Origin of the sequence: Nostoc sp. (assembly GCF_036917135.1) — a bacterium.
In the GTDB taxonomy this organism is placed as follows: Bacteria; Cyanobacteriota; Cyanobacteriia; order Cyanobacteriales; family Nostocaceae; genus Nostoc.
Window position 1 is genome coordinate 161,892 of record NZ_JBALEA010000057.1, and the last position, 18,576, is coordinate 180,467.

An 18,576-nucleotide genomic window follows, 5' to 3' on the forward strand; every position below is an offset into this window, starting at 1 on the left:
TATCAACTAGGCGGGCAGGATGCCCACCCCACAATATTGGAGAATTTATTTCTTGGAGTTCCCTAAGTAAAGGGTGGTGCGTTACGTCAGCCGTAACACACCCTACAAATACTTAGATTTTTTCACGCAATCAAATAGGATTGCTATATTTAATTCAATTATGCAAATTATATGATGTCCGCATAATTAGTTATGCAAACCACAGTCATTACACCCCTTCCCGCAAGCAGGAGGGGAGACAAAGCGTAGCTTTGGCGGGGGTGGGGTTCTTCGGATTTAATAAGCAATCAAGGGGACATGATAAGCTAAAACACATCTAATTTGCAGATTAAGATTTTCTCAACATCTTGTGGGGTGGGCAACATGAGCGCCTTGATTATGCAACTTAAATGCTGATTAGCTGATCAGATAGCTTGCTGGTTTAGCGGAATTACAATTACAAATTCTGTCCCTTGTCCAGGAGTAGAAATACATTGTAATTTTCCCCCATGTTTTTGGGTGATAATCTGATAACTAATAGATAAACCTAACCCAGTACCTTTACCAATTGGTTTAGTAGTAAAGAATGGTTCAAATAAGTGTTTTTGTACCTTTTCTGGAATGCCTGTACCATTGTCGCTAATGCCAATAACTACCTGATTTTCGCTAGTAAGTTTAGTCTGAATGCGTATTTGGGGAGTAGGCACTAGGGAATTGGGAATAGGGAGCGCTTTTTGTTCTATTCCCCACTCACCGTTCTCCACTGCTTCTTCTAAAGCATCAATGGCATTTGCCAGAAGATTCATAAATACTTGATTGAGTTGTCCAGCATAACATTCTACTAATGGCAGTTCGCCGTACTCTTTAATGACCTCAATTGCTAGATAGTTCGATTTAGCTTTGAAGCGATGTTCCAGAATCGTCAACGTATTATCTATCCCCTCATGGATATTCACAGCTTTCATCTCTGCTTCATCTAACCGGGAAAAGTTTCGCAGAGATAGGACAATTTCTGTGATTCTTTCGGCTCCAACCGTCATCGAAGTTAGCAAGCTTGGCAAGTCTCCAATCAGAAAATTTAAGTCGATGGCTTCTGTTTCTTTTTGAATTTCCGTTACTGGATTAGGATAGTTTTGCTGGTATAATTGCAGCAGTCCCAGTAAATCTTGGATATATTGATTTGCAAAATTGATATTGCCATAGATAAAGTTAACTGGGTTGTTGATTTCGTGGGCTACACCTGCTACTAACTGCCCCAAACTGGACATTTTTTCACTCTGCACTAGTTGAGATGCTAGCTGTTTTGCCTCTTGGCGCAATTGTGCTTCTGAGTATCGCAATATCTGCTCTGCTTGTTTGCGCTGGGTAATGTCGTGGAGAATGACGACATACTCTTGAAAATCCTGATGTGGTCGGTCTGAGATGGAAACTTCTAGGGTTCTGTTTTTCCCATTGCTGAGTAGAGTTTGTTCACTACGCTTTGCCCACTGGTCTGGATAGTAGACTAATGCAGGTAGCCATAAGTTGAGGTGATTTCCCTGCATATCAGATGGGTTGACACCAAAGAACGATTTAGTGGCTGGGTTAGCTTGGCGGATAATGCCTTGATCATCTACCACTAAAATACCATCTTGGGCAACAGTAAATAGGTGTTCGGCAGCTTCTCGGGCTTCTGCGATCGCTACCACTTGCGGTAAAGTTGTCCAACAGGCGATCGCTACTCCCACAAATGCTACACTCATCAGCAGCACCACAAATAGATTTTCACCCCCCGCACTTGCCACTTGATTAAGTTTGCCACCAAATAACCAGCCAACTCCCACGGCGCTGCACAGTAAAAATATGAGGATGCTCACCTGAAGAACTACTGAGTCTTTGATGATTACTACAGGGCGCGTGCGATATCGCCGTATCCACCAACTGGGATGGAATGGAGCGAAATTCACACGGCGAATCACCGCATCAATTCCCAGGACACCAATGGGAAATAATAAGCCAATTACGAAGTTGAGCCAACCCCAAGCAAGTCCACCCACCAACAGCACCACAACTTCTAATAGCAAAATGCCCAGAGATAGGCGAGGGAACAAAACTTCCGGGCGATCGCGCCGCAGCCAAAGCCCCAGATGCAGTAACATAAAGGAGACGAACCAACCGACGTTACCAACAGCCACGATTTGCGCGACATCTCCCCAAATCAGATAGATTAAGCACAACACCAGTGTTAATGTCAAAGCTGGCACAAACACACCCCGACGGGAGACAACGGAAAATACTGGTGAGATGTGGTTATCTAAAGCCAACTGATACAAAATTCGTGGGCAATTAGAAACCACAGTTGCCGAACCTAATAGACAAGCAGCTACGAGCAAAAAACAAACACTTAAACCAGCGAATTTTCCCCAAAAGGGCTGAGAAGCCGCTACAAGATTTAGAAAAGCATTGTCTTGAAGGTTGGGATTTGTTGCTAACCGCATCACTACCCAAGACCCTCCCAAAAAGATAGGTGGCATCATCCAAGCCGCAACGTCTAGAAAGCGTAACGTCTGGGTAGGATTGCGGCTATCGGCGACAAAGGAAGAAGCCGTTTCACAGCTATAGGTTGCATAAGTGACGAAAAAGAACCACTTTGCCCAATCCCCAAAGCTCAAAGATGACCAATGATTAGGAAAAAACCCCGGACTAACGGGAGAAAATGCTAACCAACCAAGACCTTGTATACAGAAGGTGATTAGCAGTCCGAAGGCGGGAATTACAAAAAACAAATGTAAAATACTCAGGGCGCGAGTCCCACTAAAAGCGACGATAAAAGGCAACAGTGTAAAGCTCATATCCAGAAATATGTCTGGACAGCTAATACCCAGCGCCTCCAAATTCACTTTAATTAAATCTCTGAGTACGATTGTATTAACTGACAAGTAGGAAACCCAATTGAGGAGGTATCCAATTGCTGCATAGCGAGCTAGTCCTGGGTAGTTTTGCAGCAGCTTGGTAGCATAGTTGGGTGTTCCTCCAGCCACATTTATGAAATGCATACCCAAGCGTTTTACCTGATAGTTGAGCAGCATTCCGAAAATCACCGCAGGTATCCAGACAAAAATAGCTTGGGGACCCAGAGCTGCATGAATTGCAGGAACCAATGCTGTCCAAGAAATATGAGCCGTCAAACCAAAGCCCCAACTTTCAACAGCACTCAGGCTTCTAGTCAAGCGAGGGTAAGAACATTCGCCCAAAGTGGGATGAGCAGGATGGGACATGATTGGCAGTGTTGAGTGGGATAAGCTTATTAGTTAGAGTTCCCATCTACTACCGACTATTTATCATGCAAGAGGTTTTGCTCTAGTTAAATAGGAAATTAGAAATATGAAAACTAAAAAAATTAAAGTTAAGACGAGACCTGGAATTACTGATGAGCTTATCCATGATTATCTGACGACGCATATCGGTTTAATAGAAAATTATTATATTTGGGGTACGCCTAAATTGAACAATGGGCTAATGTATGTTGTGGATAAAAATGCCATTTCTATATTTTTAGTTGAAGATGATCAATGGAATGCAATATACATAAGGTATCTTGAAAAAATGGGAGTTCCTGTTTTTGAGGATTCTTCAGAAGCTGATGAATATGGAAAATCCCTCTTAGAGAAGGCTAACAAAAAATGACTATAATAAATTGATTATCAATTTTTTTAGTTAGAGACTATTGATAAAGTAAATCTTACAGCTATTTTCAGGTAAATAGACCACGGGGTAGGGGCACAGCATGTTCCCTACGACATCTGTGGTTCAAATACATGAAAACTGCTGTAAGTAGGGTGTGTTACGGCTTTAGCCTAACGCACCGTGTTATATAGCGGTTCTCGTTTGAGTGAGGTACAAGAACCCCACCCCCAACCCCCTTCACAAGGGTTAGATCCCCGACTTCTTAGAGAAGTCGGGGATCTTTTTGTTCACGGCAATATTTGGCTGATGAAATCTATAAGTGCAGTTAACTAACGTTTTGTTCTTTTGCCAGAAGTGGTATATTGGCACTTGACCTGACCGAGTACAAACTATGCATAAGCCCACAGGACAGCAAACTCAAGGTGTTGTACTCAGTACTACAGGACAGCACGGGGAAGCAGGGAGAGTGGGCAGATGAACAAAAATACTGGGACAGGTGGTGTTTTTTTCCTGTTTAAAGCCGTACCTCTAAGTTGCATCCTGGTAGCGTTGTTCCTGCTGCAAATCTTCCTAGCTGTGGGATTGACTGCATACTTATCAATTCACAATGGGCAAAAAGCAGTTAATGAGGTAGCTACCGAATTGCGCCATGAAGTAGCCAATCGAGTCGAGCAGAATTTACAGAGTTATCTTTCAACTCCGCGTCAGGTACTACGCAGTAATCAAAATATCATTAATATGGGGTTGCTGAAGATAGAGAATCTGGCAACCTGGGAGTCATATTTAATAGAGCAATTAAAGATTTTTCCAGATGCGTTGGCCTTAACGGCAAGCAATGAACAGCAAGAATATCTAGCGGTGGAGAAGCTCAACGATCGCCAATTTTTACTCAGAAAAGCCGATAAGTCAACTGGTTACGACCTTTACACCTACAAAATTGACTCTCAAGGTCAACGTACCCAACTACCAGAGGTGATTAAAAACTATGATGCGCGATCGCGTCCTGATTATCAAACAGCTGTTACCGCCAAAAAATTCAGCTTTAGTCAGATTTTTACACCTCGCACTGAACCAACGCTCCTCATCAGTGCTTCTCTTCCCATCTATAACTCCCAAGGTGAGTTACTCGGAGTCAACAGCACTCTCACTCATTTATCACAAATTGGGGATTTGCTGCAAAATATCAAAGTTGGCAAGTCTGGACAAATTTTTATTATGGAGCGATCGGGGCTATTAGTCGCAAGTTCCACAACGGAAGAATCATTCCGCTTACAAAATGGTAAACCCATTCGGTTGGCAGCTTCCCAGAGTGGGAATTATTTGACCCAAGCAACCGCTAAATATTTAACAACTAAGTTTAGTAACTTTGACCAGATTCAAAGTTTACAGCAACTAGATTTCTTTTTTGATGGCAAACGACAATTTTTAGAAGTTAGACCGTTAAAAGGTGAACCAAACATCAATTGGTTGCCAAATGTCAATTGGTTGATAGTAGTGGCTGTCCCCGAAGCAGACTTTATGGGACAAATTAATCGCAACACTCAAACTACAATTTTTCTCTGTCTGGGAGCATTGGGATTAGCTATTTTACTGGGTATTGTTACTGCCCGTTGGATAACTCAGCCAATTTTGGACTTCAGCACGGCGACAAAAGATTTAGCCGATTTTAGCAATGGCGGAGACTCAGTGGTGAAAGTACAGGGCATTAAGGAACTAGAGGTGCTGAGTGAATCTTTCAACGAGATGGCGCAGCATTTACGCAAAACCTTTACTGCACTGACTACCAAAAATGAAGAGTTAGAATTGCAAGTTAAGCAGCGAACTCAAGAACACATCAACAGTGAACAAAAACTAAGCCAGCATCATCAAGTACTGGTAGAACTAGCAAATCACAAAGCAATTTTTGAAGGAAATCTGGAAACAGCATTCAAAGTCATCACAGAAAAAGCCGCTAACGCTTTGGAAGTAGAGCGAGTGGGCGTGTGGTTATTCAATGGGGATGCCGTACCACTTCGTGGAAGCAAGCTACGCGGAGCGTCTCGTAGAGAAGGCGGGCTGCGCCAACGCACCAAACTACAATGTATAAGTCTCTATGAACGTAGCAAGCAAAGACATTCGGCAGGTTTAGAACGCAACCTTGCAGATTATCCCATCTACTTTAAAGCCTTGGCATCTAGCTATACCATCGTCGTCAGTGACACTCGCACCGATCCACGGGTACGGGAACTATCGGACGAACTATTAGAACCAAATAACATTGTATCGCTAATTGATACCTCTATTTGGGTTGGGGGCGAAGTCATGGGAACAGTATTGTACGAGCAGGTTGGTATTCCTCGGATATGGGAAGTGAGTGAACAAAACTTTATTAGCTCAATTGCGGAATTTGTGATCTTGAGTATGGAAGTGTGCGATCGCAAACGGGCAGAATCCGAACTGCGTGAGGCTAAAGAAACTGCCGAAATCGCAAATCGTGCCAAAAGCACCTTTTTAACAAACATTAGCCATGAACTAAAGACTCCCTTAAACTCCATTCTAGGAATCACAGAATCACTCCAAGATGAAGTATACAGCCTTGTGAGTGAAGAACAGCGCCAGTCCTTAAATATCCTCGAATCTAGCGGTAAGAACCTACTAGAATTAATTAACCAGATCCTTGAACTTACCGACATCGAATCCAGCAAGATAGAACTGCAACTAGCTGATACTTCGATTCAAGGAATATGTGACTCCAGTCTGAGTTTTGTGAAACATCAGGCGTTCCAGAAAAATATCCGACTGAGGGCACAAATCCCTGAAGAACTCGAACCCATTCAAGTCGATGAACGCCGCATTCGTCAAGTATTTATCAACTTATTAACTAACGCGATCAAGTTTACGAAAGAAGGAGGCGAAGTTTGGATTGAAGTCCAGCCAAATTCCACAAAGGAATATATCTTTTTCAGTGTGGTAGATACGGGTATTGGTATGCTTTCCGATGACCTGTTTAAATTATTTCAACCTTTTGTGCAGGTTGAAAACGCCTCTACCCGTCGTTCCCCAGGCACCGGTTTAGGATTAGTAATGGTGCAAAAAATTGTCGAGTTGCACGGCGGCACTGTTCATGCTGAAAGTCAGCTAGGGAAAGGTAGTCGATTTACAGTCAAACTTCCTTGGAAGAAGCCGGGAGAGATCAATTAAAAATTAAAATAACTCCTGCCTCCAGCCCTCTGCCTTTCTTCGGCGATCAGGAGAAATTAAAGATAAGTAAAAGGCAGATAATCCCACCTGATGCAAATGAATAAACATATTCACACTTACAATTTCACATTTGTTTGACGAAGTTATGACAAACTTATGACGCAGATATTACGAAATTTATTAGGCTGCTTAAAAGTAATAACTCCTTGACTTGTTGTATATAAAATTAATAATATTCTGGATGGTTTTATCTTAATATCGGAAAATACTGACATTGAAAGGACACAATTGTTTGCTACTGATGTAACAAAAATTACTGCATCCTTCACGTTTTCCCCAATATCAGGATTTTCGATATTAAAAAACTGTGGTCAACTTCTTGTCGAAAAGCGTCGTTGATGTTGATGTCACAGCAACTATTTTAATGTGATGGACTGTCGGTTTTGAGACAATCACCCTCAAGTGTATTTGACATAAATACTTTCAAATTTTTCCTGACAATTGAGTTGGGGTTATTTAACAATACTTACCTTCATGGAGGTTTTACGTAGTGGGTAACAAGAAAAGCAAACTAAAAACTATCTTATTTAAGGCTTGTAGTTCTTTGGGAAAAAAGAGCCTAAATTGCCTCAACATATTTGGCTATTTGGTAACAAGCTTTTGGAGCTTTTTTGTCAAGGCGGTATCTACTCCCGTCAAAAAAGGCTTTTTCCGGGTTAAGTCTCAGCAATTCTCCACAATCAAGAAAATGCCGACGACTGTTGAGCAAAGTCAGCAAGTTAACAAGTTGGCGCGATTGGGACAGCGTTTGCGTGAAAAAGAGTGGAGGCGCTACGCTTACTTACTACTGCTGGGGAAGGGAATGGCTATCATGATCCTGTTCATGGTATTTGTGATCATTCTGAATTTAATGGGAACAGCAGCTCTAGCAGCCGATCCAGTACTCAAAGGCAATGACATTGTTAACCCGATTAATACACTCTGGACACTGCTAGCGGCCTTCCTAGTATTTGCAATGCAGGTAGGTTTTACGATGCTGGAAGCAGGTTTTTGCCGCTCTCGTGAAACCGTCAACGTCTTGATGGAGTGCATCGTTGACACCTGTCTTTGCGGTTTATTGTTTTATGCCTGGGGTTTTGCTTTCATGTTCAGTCATGGTAACGGCTTGATTGGACTAAATTGGTTTTTCTTACAAGGTGCGCCCGCAACTTATGAAAGTACAGGCGTAGCATTTCTGGCATTCTGGCTGTTTCAGTTTGCCTTTGCAGACACCTGCTCCACCATTACCTCTGGGGCGATGATTGGGCGGACAGGGTTTATTGGCGATCTTCTCTACAGCATTGGCGTTTCTGGATTCATCTACCCAATTATTGGACACTGGGCTTGGGGACCAGATGGTTTTCTCGCAACGATGGGTAGCAAAGACACTTTCTTGCCTTTCTTAGGAATTGGCTTCCATGACTTTGCAGGCTCTACAGTTGTTCACACCATTGGGGGATTCATTGCTCTGGCGGGTGCGATCGTTCTTGGGCCACGTTTGGGTCGGAGATTCAAGCGCGACGGTGGCGGACCGATGTTACCCCATGACCTTGTAATTGCTGCTTCCGGCGGTTTAATTCTGTGGTTTGGCTGGTACGGTTTCAACCCCGGCTCGACACTCTCGGCAATGGACTTTGTGGGGACTGGACGGGTTGCCGCTAATACTACCTTGGCAGCGTGTGCAGGTGGTTTATCGGCACTGTTTTTCGGATATCCGAAAACCAAAAAGTGGGATTTGAGCTTTACAGTCAACGGTTTCTTGGCGGGCTTAGTTGCGATCACTTGCCCTTGCTATTGGGTTAATCCAACAGGTTCTATCATTATTGGGGCGGTAGCTGGCGTAGTTGTAATTCTAGGCATAGACCTCTTGGAATGGCTTCGCATTGACGATCCGATTGGTGCAGTTCCAGTACATGGTTTTTGCGGGATCTGGGGAACGTGGTCGCTGGGCTTGTTTGCTACTGGTGAATTCGGCGCGACTGGCCCCATCTCACCTGATGTTTCTGCACCGTTAAAAGGTCTGCTTTATGGTGGGGGGATACAGGTGTTGAGCGCACAAGTTATCGGCAACCTAATTATTACTGTGTCTACATTCGCTGTGGCAATGGGGTTGATGTATTTGGTAAATTTGACCGGGACACTGCGTGTGTCCACAGAAGGCGAATTGGAAGGTTTGGATTTACACGAGCATGGGATACCAGCATACCCTGAATATGTCATTAGCTCATCAGCTAACCCTGACAGTTATCCATTAGAACCCAAAAAATAGCAGATATTTTCCTGAGCAGGGATATTGTTTGCACACTGTCCGTCCCCAAAATCCATCTTTGGATCAATTGCCTTTAGCCCCATCTTCCCGACTCCCCACTCATGTCACTAGCTTCCTTCCTAGCGCGTCGTTCGTTCCACTATGGCTGGCTCGTCGCAGGTTTAACATTCCTAGCCTTGCTGGTGGGAGCCGGAATTCGCTCTGCTCCTGGAGTTTTTATCGTGCCTCTCGAACAGGAGTTCGGTTGGAGTAGAGCAACTATATCTTTGGCAATCTCCATTAACTTAGTACTTTACGGATTAATTGGCCCTTTTGCTGCCACAGTTATGGAGCGGATCGGCATTCGCCGGATGATGGTGTTCTCCCTTGCTGTCATTGCTCTCGGTGTCGGTTTAACCACTTTGATGACAGCTTCCTGGCAGCTAGTCTTGCTATGGGGTGTAATTGTGGGTTCTGGTAGCGGAGTTATCGCCCTGGTTTTGGGTGCTATTGTCGTCAATCGCTGGTTTTTGTCAAAGCGGGGTCTAGTTCTGGGCATCTTAACCGCCAGTACAGCCACGGGGCAACTAGTGTTTCTGCCCATGCTGGCCTCAGTCGCCGATCGCTTTGGGTGGCGAACTGCGGCTCTGGCTCTTAGTGGTGTAGCACTTCTAATTATTCCAGCGATCGCAGTCTTGATGCGCGATCGCCCGGCGGATGTCGGTTTGCGACCCTTTGGCGACAACAGCGAAACTGTGGAAGTGTTAAAGCCAAAAGTCAATTCCATCGCCTCCACCCTCAACGCCCTCTGGCTGGGAATGCGTAACCGCGACTTCTGGCTGTTATTTGGTAGCTTTTTTATCTGTGGTGCTAGCACAAATGGGTTAATTGGTACTCACCTGATTCCTGCTTGTATTGACCACGGTATCCCGGAAGTCAAGGCTGCGGGGCTTTTGGCAATTATGGGACTATTCGATTTTTTTGGAACTACTATGTCCGGTTGGCTATCTGACCGATGGAACAATCGCTACTTATTGTGCTGGTATTACGGACTGCGGGGTTTGTCTTTAATTTTCTTACCCTTCAGTTTCAACTTTTCCTTCTATGGACTTTCCATTTTCGCCGTCTTCTATGGACTTGATTGGATTGCCACCGTACCACCAACAGTCCGTCTGGTTGCTAACATCTTCGGTAAGGAAAATGTCGGCGTGATGTTCGGTTGGATTGTCGCAGGACACCAGCTCGGTGCAGCCACCGCAGCATTTGGAGCCGGAGTGTTGAGAACTTGGACGGGTAGTTATTTACAAGCGTTTATTTTATCAGGCGTTCTCTGTCTGATTGCCGCAGTTTGTGTACTGCAAATTGGTCAAAGTCCAACTAAGGGCAATTCACAATTATCTTCAGTTCCGCTCAAATCTTAATCTATAAATGTCTTAATCGAGTGGCACAAAAAAAAGCTCTAAGCTAGACAGAATAAGCACTATAGGTTTAATTATGGCAACAACAGCTTTAATTGTCGGTGCAGGTAATGGACTGAGCGCCTCTTTAGCTCGTCTATTTGCCAAAGAAGGATTCACCGTAGCTTTAGCGGCTCGCCAAATTGAAAAACTTGCTCAATTGAGTAGTGAAATCGGCGCAGTTAGTTTCGCTGCTGATGTTTCAAAGCCAGATCAAGTAGAACAGTTATTTATTGATATTGATCATAAAATCGGTTCCCCGAATATTGTCATTTACAATCCCAGTTTCCGGGTGCGGGGGTCTCTTGTTGATCTAGACCCTAGTGAGGTGGCAAAAACCCTAGATATCACTGCTTATGGTGGCTTTCTTGTAGCCCAAGCTGCTACCAAAAGGTTTTTGCAACTTGGCGGCGGTGCTATATTTTTTACTGGAGCCTCAGCCAGTGTCAAGGGTTATCCTCTGTCTGCTCCCTTTGCAATGGGTAAATTTGCACTACGTGGTTTGGCTCAGAGTATTGCTAGGGAATTAGCACCAAAAAATATCCATGTGGCGCATTTCGTGATTGATGGTGCAATCCGTTCAGCAATTCGCCAAGATCCATTAGATAATCCTGATAGTACTCTTGACCCGGATGCGATCGCTCAAACTTATCTCAGCATTCTCCGCCAACCCCGCAGTGCTTGGACGTGGGAAGTAGAACTACGTCCGTGGGTAGAGAACTTCTAGCCTAGACAATTGTTACAAGAATAGTTTTGCAGGTATGAAAATTGATTTTGGTGCAACTGCTACTGATTATGCAAAACATCGCGCTGGCTTTCCCAGTTCATTATTTAACAAACTGTCTGAATATGGCATAGGTTTACCAGGGCAAAATATTGTTGACCTTGGTACGGGAACAGGAACACTAGCGCGGGGCTTTGCCGATAGAGGTGCTTATGTAATTGGCATAGACCCATCAGTTTCACTTTTAGAACAAGCAAGACAGTTAAGCGAAGCTGTCCAACTCCAAGTAGATTATCGAGTCGCAACTGCCGAGAATACCGAGTTACCAGATGCCAGTGCTGATGTAGTCACGGCTGGACAGTGTTGGCATTGGTTTGATCGTTTGCGTGCCGTCCAGGAAATTACTCGGATATTGAGAAGAAATGGCTCGATCGCGATCGCACATTTTGATTGGATACCCTTAAAAGGTAATGTCGTTGAAGCAACAGAACAACTAATCAAAGCTCATAATCCCGCGTGGAAGATGGGCGGCGGTACTGGGTTGCATCCCCTGTGGTTACAAGACATTGGCGAAGGAGGATTCCGAGAAATCCGCACATTTTCTTACGATGTATTTGTGTCTTATACACACGAAGACTGGCGGGGAAGAATTCGTGCTAGTGCGGGCGTGGGAGCCAGCTTAACACAAGAATTGGTAGAAGCATTTGACCAAGAATTGGCAACATTACTCGCAGCCAAATATCCCACACCAATTCTTCCGGTTCATCACAGAGTTTGGGCAGCGATCGCCAAATCACCAAAATCTTAGTACAACTCTGCGTACCTCTGTATTCCTACCCTGCGGGAAGCCGAGGCGGCTAGGCATTTAAATTACCACCCTAAATATCAGGAAAAATAATCATGATTGAACTTTACTATTGGACAACCCCAAACGGTCATAAAATTACAATTCTTTTAGAAGAAATCGGCTTACCATACACCATAATTCCTGTGAATATTGGGGCAGGGGATCAATTTAAACCGGAATTTCTGAAGATTTCTCCTAACAATCGCATCCCCGCGATCGTTGACCAAAAACCAGCAGATGAAGGTGCGCCAATTTCGGTATTTGAGTCTGGTGCAATCTTGCTATATTTGGCAGAAAAAACCGGTAAATTAATCCCCCAAGATTTACGGCAGCGCACTCAAGTTTTAGAATGGTTGTTCTGGCAAATGGCAGGGCTGGGGCCAATGGCGGGACAAAATCATCACTTTAGTACTTATGCTCCCGAAAAGATTGAATATGCCATTAACCGCTACGTAAATGAGACGGGACGCTTATATGCAATACTGAATAAGCAGCTAGCAGATAGAGAATTTGTGGCTGGTGATTATTCCATTGCTGATATTGCTGCTTATCCCTGGATTGTGCCCCATGAACGCCAAAGTCAAAACTTAGAAGATTTTCCTAATATCAAGCGCTGGTTTGAGACAATTCAAGCCCGTCCAGCAACAATTCGCGCCTATGAGAAAGCCGAAGCATTGACAACTCAAGCGCTTGATCCTGATAAATCACGAAATTTGTTATTTAACCAGTCAGCGAAGACTATTCAGCCTTGAGCCTTTAGAATTAATTGTCTGAGGTTCGCTTCTCCTACTTAACCTTGGGGGCGGGGGCGATCGCAATGGTAAGGATAAAGCCACTCACACTTGAAAAGTCCGTGGGTATGTTTTTCAAAAAAAGTTCCAGCGTGTCGTCCAGGTGATATGTCAATCCCAGCCTTGGTTTTAATTTCGTACAGCCAAGGAAAAGAGACTACTAAAACACTGATAACCGCGAAGATGTAGAAAATCGTGGTTCTAATTTTGGGCAATCTTCGGGAATTGCTGTTGTGGTTTTGAGGCATAATATCCGTGAACAACTAAGGATCGATCTTACCCTAAAGCTGAAAATGTCGTCCGAAGCAGGGATCAATCTCAAACTTCTTGCATAAATAAAAAAAAGAACCCCACCCCGCATACAGGTCTACCGTGTATACACTTAAGCCTGTTACAACTGTGTAGCCAAAATCTTGACTATGCAGATAAACATGAACGAGGCTATAAAAATTTACCAATTGAGGAAAATGAATCCTACAAATGGTTAGCATCGACATCGGGTAGTCACAGATGTTTTGAAGCGGGTGGGGCAAAAATGGTAACTCACATTGGCGATGCCTAGGTTGGGCTACGCCTACGCGAATCCGAATCTAACCGATTCACTGACGATTGCTGACCACACATGAAGTTGTTTGCTGAGAACAGGCACCGCGAATAATGCAGAGCGGAGAGATTAACCACGACCCCAATCGCGATCGCGTTCATAGCGACGGTTATTGTTATAAATGTTGCGAAGGTTATTCTCACGCTCATAGCGGCGATGATTCTCGCGCTCATAACGGCGATGATTCTCACGCTCATAGCGACCGTTATGATCGCGGTCATAACGACCGTTATTCTCACGCTCATAACGGCGATGATTCTCGCGCTCATAGCGACCGTTATGATCGCGGTCATAGCGGCGATCATTGTCACTAATGTTGCGAAGATCGCGATCGCGGTCATAATCACCATCTTTGCGATCGCGATTCTGACCTTCGTAGTTCCGATCATCGTTGCGTTGATAACCGTAGTTATCTAACTCAGCAATATAAGACACTGGTGTTTTAGCATCAGCTTTTGGAGAAATAGCCAAAGCTGAAGCAGATGCTATCAAGCCGGCTAGCAAAATAGAGGTAAAGCGGTTCATGATGTGAGGGGAAAGTTGTTAATAGTAATTTATGCAAGTCTAGTCTGTTTACGAAGAGCAGATTCCACAAGTCTTTGAATAAATTCTAACAGTCTTAAGTAACTCGAAAAGTTTTCTTGGGTGCGATGATTGAGAAAAGTTTTGTTGTCTATGATACTTTCTGACCTTCCACGGAATGTAAAAAGTCAGAATTAAAATGAGTACTTGAACTGGATGAATGCACCTCTGAACTCCGTTAACGAGTCTTTGAACTGGATTCATCTACCTCAGTTCTGTATAAGGGACTGACAAGAAATAAATTATCCATCTTGTGGGGTGGGCAACATGAGCGCCCTAAATCTGGGACGGGTGGGGACACCCATCCCACAAAAAATTTGGGATGTTTTTTTATTTGTCAGTCCCTAATCTCGATTATTATGACCATCATTGCTATATTTTTTACCTATGCCTAATAATGATGACTTACTCGCAAACCTCTACAACGCCTTTAACCCCTTTGAACCCTTACCCGCAGGAGATCCAAAATATGTAGATTGTCAGGATGTGCGGGGAGATGCGGATATTGAGCAAGAGTTGGGAAATCGAATGCGACTAGCTGATACAAATACTTGTCAATTGTATTCTGGTCATCGAGGTGCGGGGAAGTCTACAGAATTACTCAGGTTAAAGAAATATTTAGAAAATCGGAAATTTTATGTTGTCTATTTTGCGGCTGATGAAGAGGATATCGATTCAGAAGATGCCCAATATACAGATATACTCCTCGCCTGTACCCGGCGTTTGCTCAAAGATTTAAAAGGAATTGCTAGTCCTCGTCCCATACTCGACTGGTTGAAAGATCGTTGGGTAGATTTAAAAGATTTGGCGCTGACTCCCATAGAGTTTGAGAAGATGGCTGTAGAAGTGCAGCTTGCTCAATTCGCCAAGTTGACCGCAAATTTAAGAGCTGTTCCTGAATTACGCCAGAAGATTCGCCAAAAAATTGATCCTTACACCGTCACTTTAATTCAGGTGTTAAATGAGTTTCTGGTGGATGCAAAACAGCACTTACCTAATGGCTACAATAAACTGGCGGTAATTGTCGATAATTTAGACCGAATGGTGTTAGTTAAAGACGGAGAACGCACCAACTATGAGGAAGTCTTTTTAGACCGCAGCGAACAACTCCAAGCTTTAGATTGCCATTTGATTTACACTGTCCCCATTTCAATGGTCTATTCTACCAGAGCAACAGACCTCAGAGATATCTACGGCGACCCCCAAATTTTGCCGATGATTATGGTAAACACTCTCAAGAGGGAAGTTTACCAGCCAGGACTCAAGAAAGTTAAAGAAGTAATTAACAAGCGAGTCCGACAAATTGCACCGGAACTATCACTAGAAACAGAAATTTTCGACAGTCCCCAAACCTTAGACAGACTTTGTTTAATGAGTGGAGGTCATGTGAGGAATTTGCTATTGTTAACTCAAGATGCCATTGGACGCACTGAAGAGTTACCTGTTTCAGAAAAGGCGGTGCGACGAGCAATTACTCAAGCCAGAGATACTTATCGCCGCGCTGTGGAAGATCATCAATGGGATCTGTTAGCGAAAGTCTCTTGTTCTAAGCGCATTATTAATGATGACTTGTATCGGAGTTTGATGTATAACCGTTGTCTTTTAGAATACCGATATTTTGATGATGATGGAGAGATGCAGCGTTGGTATGATATTCATCCATTGATTCAAGGAATTCCAGAATTTAAAGAAGCCGTAGCGAAACTTTCATGAACCCAAATTTAAGTGATTGGGATGATGATTTACCCCCAGAACCAGAAGAAGCTTATCAAGACTTGCTTCGCGCACTGAAGCGTAAATCAGGATTTGGTTTGTTTTTTGTCCAATGTACACCTGTGGAAGCAGACAAGTTTATTGTCAAACTTCCCCAGGAGATTCCGCAGAAGAAGATTGAAGTTTTGCGCTTTGTCGAGGCGATTGATAATTTATATCAGCCAGTGGCAGACTTTATTAAAGACAAGCAAGTTGATATTTTATTGATTAAAGGTCTGGAATATTCTTTATATAAATATGAAAAAAGAAGTTTTGGGGAAATTACCGAAGGACAATTTAGTAATTTAACCAGTGTTCCGCATATTTTAAATCACTTAAACCAACAGCGAGAACACTTTAGAGATGACTTTCCCATTAGCTTTGTTTTTCTTTTGCGTTCATTTTCGATAAACTATTTTATTCACCGCGCCCCAGATTTTTTTGATTGGCGTTCTGGGGTGTTTGAATTACCGACAACGCCAGAAGTAGTAGAAGAAGAATCAACTCGCCTGCTGGACGAAGCAGGTTATGAAGAATATTTAAAACTTAGTCATGAAAAAAAAATAGAAAAACTTCTAGAAATTAAAGATATGTTAATAGAAAAATCCCTGATAGAAAGTCGGAAGCCGAGTTTACTATGTGAATTGGGAAAGTTATTAGTTACTGCTAACGAAAATGAACTAGCGATCGCATCCTATGATGAGGCGTTGAAAATTCAACCTGATTATCACCAGGCTTGGTACAATCGGGGCATCACATTAGGGAATATAGGATGTTATGAACCAGCAATCTCATCATACGATGAGGCGGTGAAAATTAAGCCTACTTACCACTATGCTTGGTACAACCGGGGAATTATGTTGGTGAATTTAGGACGTTATGAAGCAGCGATCGCATCCTACGACCAAGCACTGAAATTGAAACCAGATTACCACGAAGCTTGGAATAATAAAGGCAATTTACTGGTAAATTTAGGACATTATGAAGCAGCGATCGTCTCTTACGAAGAAGCACTAAAATTTAAACCTAATTACTACTTAATTTGGAATAATCATGGTATTGCACTAGTAAAGTTGGGGCGTTATGAAGAAGCGATCGCATCTTATGAAGAAGCACTAAAACTTAAACCTGATTACCATTTAGCTTGGTACGGCAAGGGGAATGCACTAGCAAAGTTTGGAGATACTGAAGCAGCAATTGCTTTTTATCAGGAGGCAGTTAAAATTCAACCTGATTACCACTTAGCTTGGTATAGCCAGGGAAATGCACTAGAGAGTTTGGGACGCTATGAAGAAGCGATTGAATGCTACGAAGAAGCCCTGACAATTAAACCAGATGACTATTTAGCTTGGTATGATCGAGGTATTGTGCTAGAAAATATACGAAACTACGAGATAGCAATTACTTCCTACGACCAAGCACTAAAGATTAAGCCAGATGACTACTTATCTTGGTATGCTAAGGGCTATGCTTCGAGGAATTTAGGACGCTTTGAAGAAGCGATCGCATCCTACGACCAAGCACTGAAAATTAAACCAGATGACCACGAAGCTTGGTACAATCGGGGCATTGCGCTAGATAATTTAGGACGCAATGAAGAAGCGATCGCATCCTACGACCAAGCACTGAAATTTCAACCAGATTTACACGAAGCTTGGTAGAATAAAGCTTGCTCTTATGCTCTCCAAGGTAATATTGAACAGTCACTAGAAAACTTACAAAAAGCAATTAATCTGAATCCTGATAAATATCGAGAGATGGCAAAAAGTGACTCAGATTTTGATAGGATTCGGGAACATGAGCGCTTTCAAGGTTTAATTCAATAACCGCTATAAAAACTAAACTAATGTAGCGATTAATGTAGCGATCGCCTTCACACTTCCACTGAAGATACTAACTGAAATTAAAAGCGATAGTTATGAATGACAAATTAAAAACTTAACCTATCTTGAAAAACGCAAATCAAATGTCAGAAACAATCAACATTGCACAAGCTGTATTAGATAATCTGCGAATTCTCTCAAATGACAAGCAACAAGAAGTCCTAGATTTTGTTGAGTCTCTTGTAAAAAAAACAGTCAATCACCAGCAGTTAGACACTGAAGATTCAGATTCTAATATCTCATCAAATCTCCAACAGCAAAAACGTCCATCTCTCCGAGAAATTGCCCGACTACCTGTAGCAGAACGTCACAAAATACTAGAACCTTTTATCGCCGCCATAGCCGAAGATTTTTTGAATGATCCAGAATTAACAGAGTTTGCCGTTCTGGATGGTGAAGACTGGGAAACCGAGAATGACTAATCCTAAAAAAGGTGAGATTTGGCTAGTGCAACTTGATCCAACTAGAGGACAAGAAATTCAGAAGACTCGCCCTGCTGTTGTGATTAGTTCTGATATATTTATTTCTATACCAATGCGAATTATTATTCCTGTGGCAACATGGCAACCTAAATTCCAAAATCGCCTTTTCATGATTCCTATCCAGCAAACTGATGAAAATGGCTTAGACTCAAACTCAGCAGGTAATGTTTTGCAGCTTCGTAGTGTAACAACTGAGCGATTTATCAGGTGCTTAGGAAAAGTTTCAACAGCCGTTATGCAAGAATTACTAGATGGTTTAATTATCTGTATTGATTATGCCCCTGAAAGCAACGACTGAAAAAGAGGATCTTTGATAAAAATACAATTTAGAGGTAGCGATCG

Annotated in this window: 14 protein-coding genes and 1 pseudogene; 12 read left to right on the forward strand and 3 right to left on the reverse strand. The window is 42.9% G+C overall.

What is annotated here, in order from left to right; genetic code table 11:
* Nucleotides 1–404: 404 nt before the first annotated feature.
* Nucleotides 405–3,236 carry an ATP-binding protein gene (locus tag V7K50_RS16725; protein ID WP_334961861.1) on the reverse strand — a complete coding sequence of 944 codons (2,832 nt, stop codon included), beginning with the start codon at nt 3,234–3,236 and terminating at the stop codon, nt 405–407.
* 106 nt (nt 3,237–3,342) lie between these two features.
* Between V7K50_RS16725 and V7K50_RS16730 the strand changes: the two genes are divergently transcribed.
* The 7 genes from V7K50_RS16730 to V7K50_RS16760 all read left to right on the forward strand — a co-directional run bounded on the left by V7K50_RS16730 (nt 3,343) and on the right by V7K50_RS16760 (nt 12,892).
* Nucleotides 3,343–3,645: a hypothetical protein gene (locus V7K50_RS16730; protein ID WP_334961863.1), complete on the forward strand. Its 303-nt coding sequence runs from the start codon at nt 3,343–3,345 to the stop codon at nt 3,643–3,645.
* A 474-nt stretch (nt 3,646–4,119) separates the two neighbouring features.
* A complete protein-coding gene (locus tag V7K50_RS16735; RefSeq protein ID WP_334961865.1) occupies nt 4,120–6,825 on the forward strand; it encodes an ATP-binding protein in 2,706 nt (901 codons plus the stop codon).
* Between the two features lie 748 nt (nt 6,826–7,573).
* Nucleotides 7,574–9,133, forward strand: a complete 1,560-nt coding sequence (locus tag V7K50_RS16740) for an ammonium transporter (protein WP_334961867.1) — start codon at nt 7,574–7,576, stop codon at nt 9,131–9,133.
* Nucleotides 9,134–9,234: 101 nt separating this feature from the next.
* Nucleotides 9,235–10,533, forward strand: a complete 1,299-nt coding sequence (locus tag V7K50_RS16745) for an MFS transporter (protein WP_334961869.1) — start codon at nt 9,235–9,237, stop codon at nt 10,531–10,533.
* 73 nt (nt 10,534–10,606) lie between these two features.
* Entirely contained in the window at nt 10,607–11,296 is a 690-nt protein-coding gene (locus tag V7K50_RS16750; protein ID WP_334961871.1) for an SDR family NAD(P)-dependent oxidoreductase, read from the forward strand.
* Between the two features lie 34 nt (nt 11,297–11,330).
* Nucleotides 11,331–12,101 carry a class I SAM-dependent methyltransferase gene (locus V7K50_RS16755; RefSeq protein WP_334961873.1) on the forward strand — a complete coding sequence of 257 codons (771 nt, stop codon included), beginning with the start codon at nt 11,331–11,333 and terminating at the stop codon, nt 12,099–12,101.
* A 92-nt stretch (nt 12,102–12,193) separates the two neighbouring features.
* Complete coding sequence (locus V7K50_RS16760; protein WP_334961875.1) at nt 12,194–12,892, forward strand: glutathione binding-like protein; 699 nt, start codon at nt 12,194–12,196, stop codon at nt 12,890–12,892.
* A 38-nt stretch (nt 12,893–12,930) separates the two neighbouring features.
* Here the strand turns inward: V7K50_RS16760 and V7K50_RS16765 are convergent, their stop codons facing one another.
* Nucleotides 12,931–13,179 (reverse strand): hypothetical protein, encoded by a 249-nt coding sequence (locus V7K50_RS16765; protein WP_334961877.1) that lies wholly within the window; start codon nt 13,177–13,179, stop codon nt 12,931–12,933.
* A gap of 425 nt (nt 13,180–13,604) precedes the next feature.
* On the reverse strand, nt 13,605–14,060 hold the full coding sequence (locus tag V7K50_RS16770) for a hypothetical protein (protein WP_334961879.1): 456 nt from the start codon (nt 14,058–14,060) through the stop codon (nt 13,605–13,607).
* A 444-nt stretch (nt 14,061–14,504) separates the two neighbouring features.
* Here V7K50_RS16770 and V7K50_RS16775 point away from each other — a divergent pair, with 444 nt between their 5' ends.
* The 5 genes and pseudogenes from V7K50_RS16775 to V7K50_RS16790 all read left to right on the forward strand — a co-directional run bounded on the left by V7K50_RS16775 (nt 14,505) and on the right by V7K50_RS16790 (nt 18,532).
* A complete protein-coding gene (locus tag V7K50_RS16775) occupies nt 14,505–15,830 on the forward strand; it encodes an ATP-binding protein (RefSeq protein ID WP_334961881.1) in 1,326 nt (441 codons plus the stop codon).
* Nucleotides 15,827–17,530, forward strand: coding sequence for a tetratricopeptide repeat protein (locus V7K50_RS16780; RefSeq protein WP_334961883.1), 1,704 nt, complete (start codon nt 15,827–15,829; stop codon nt 17,528–17,530). Before V7K50_RS16775 ends, V7K50_RS16780 begins: the two co-directional genes overlap by 4 nt.
* Before the next feature lie 12 nt (nt 17,531–17,542).
* Nucleotides 17,543–17,695, forward strand: a pseudogene (locus V7K50_RS30735) (TPR end-of-group domain-containing protein); the annotation flags it as partial.
* 140 nt (nt 17,696–17,835) lie between these two features.
* Entirely contained in the window at nt 17,836–18,174 is a 339-nt protein-coding gene (locus V7K50_RS16785) for a hypothetical protein (RefSeq protein ID WP_334961885.1), read from the forward strand.
* Nucleotides 18,167–18,532 carry a type II toxin-antitoxin system PemK/MazF family toxin gene (locus V7K50_RS16790; protein WP_152589592.1) on the forward strand — a complete coding sequence of 122 codons (366 nt, stop codon included), beginning with the start codon at nt 18,167–18,169 and terminating at the stop codon, nt 18,530–18,532. Before V7K50_RS16785 ends, V7K50_RS16790 begins: the two co-directional genes overlap by 8 nt.
* Nucleotides 18,533–18,576 lie beyond the last annotated feature (44 nt).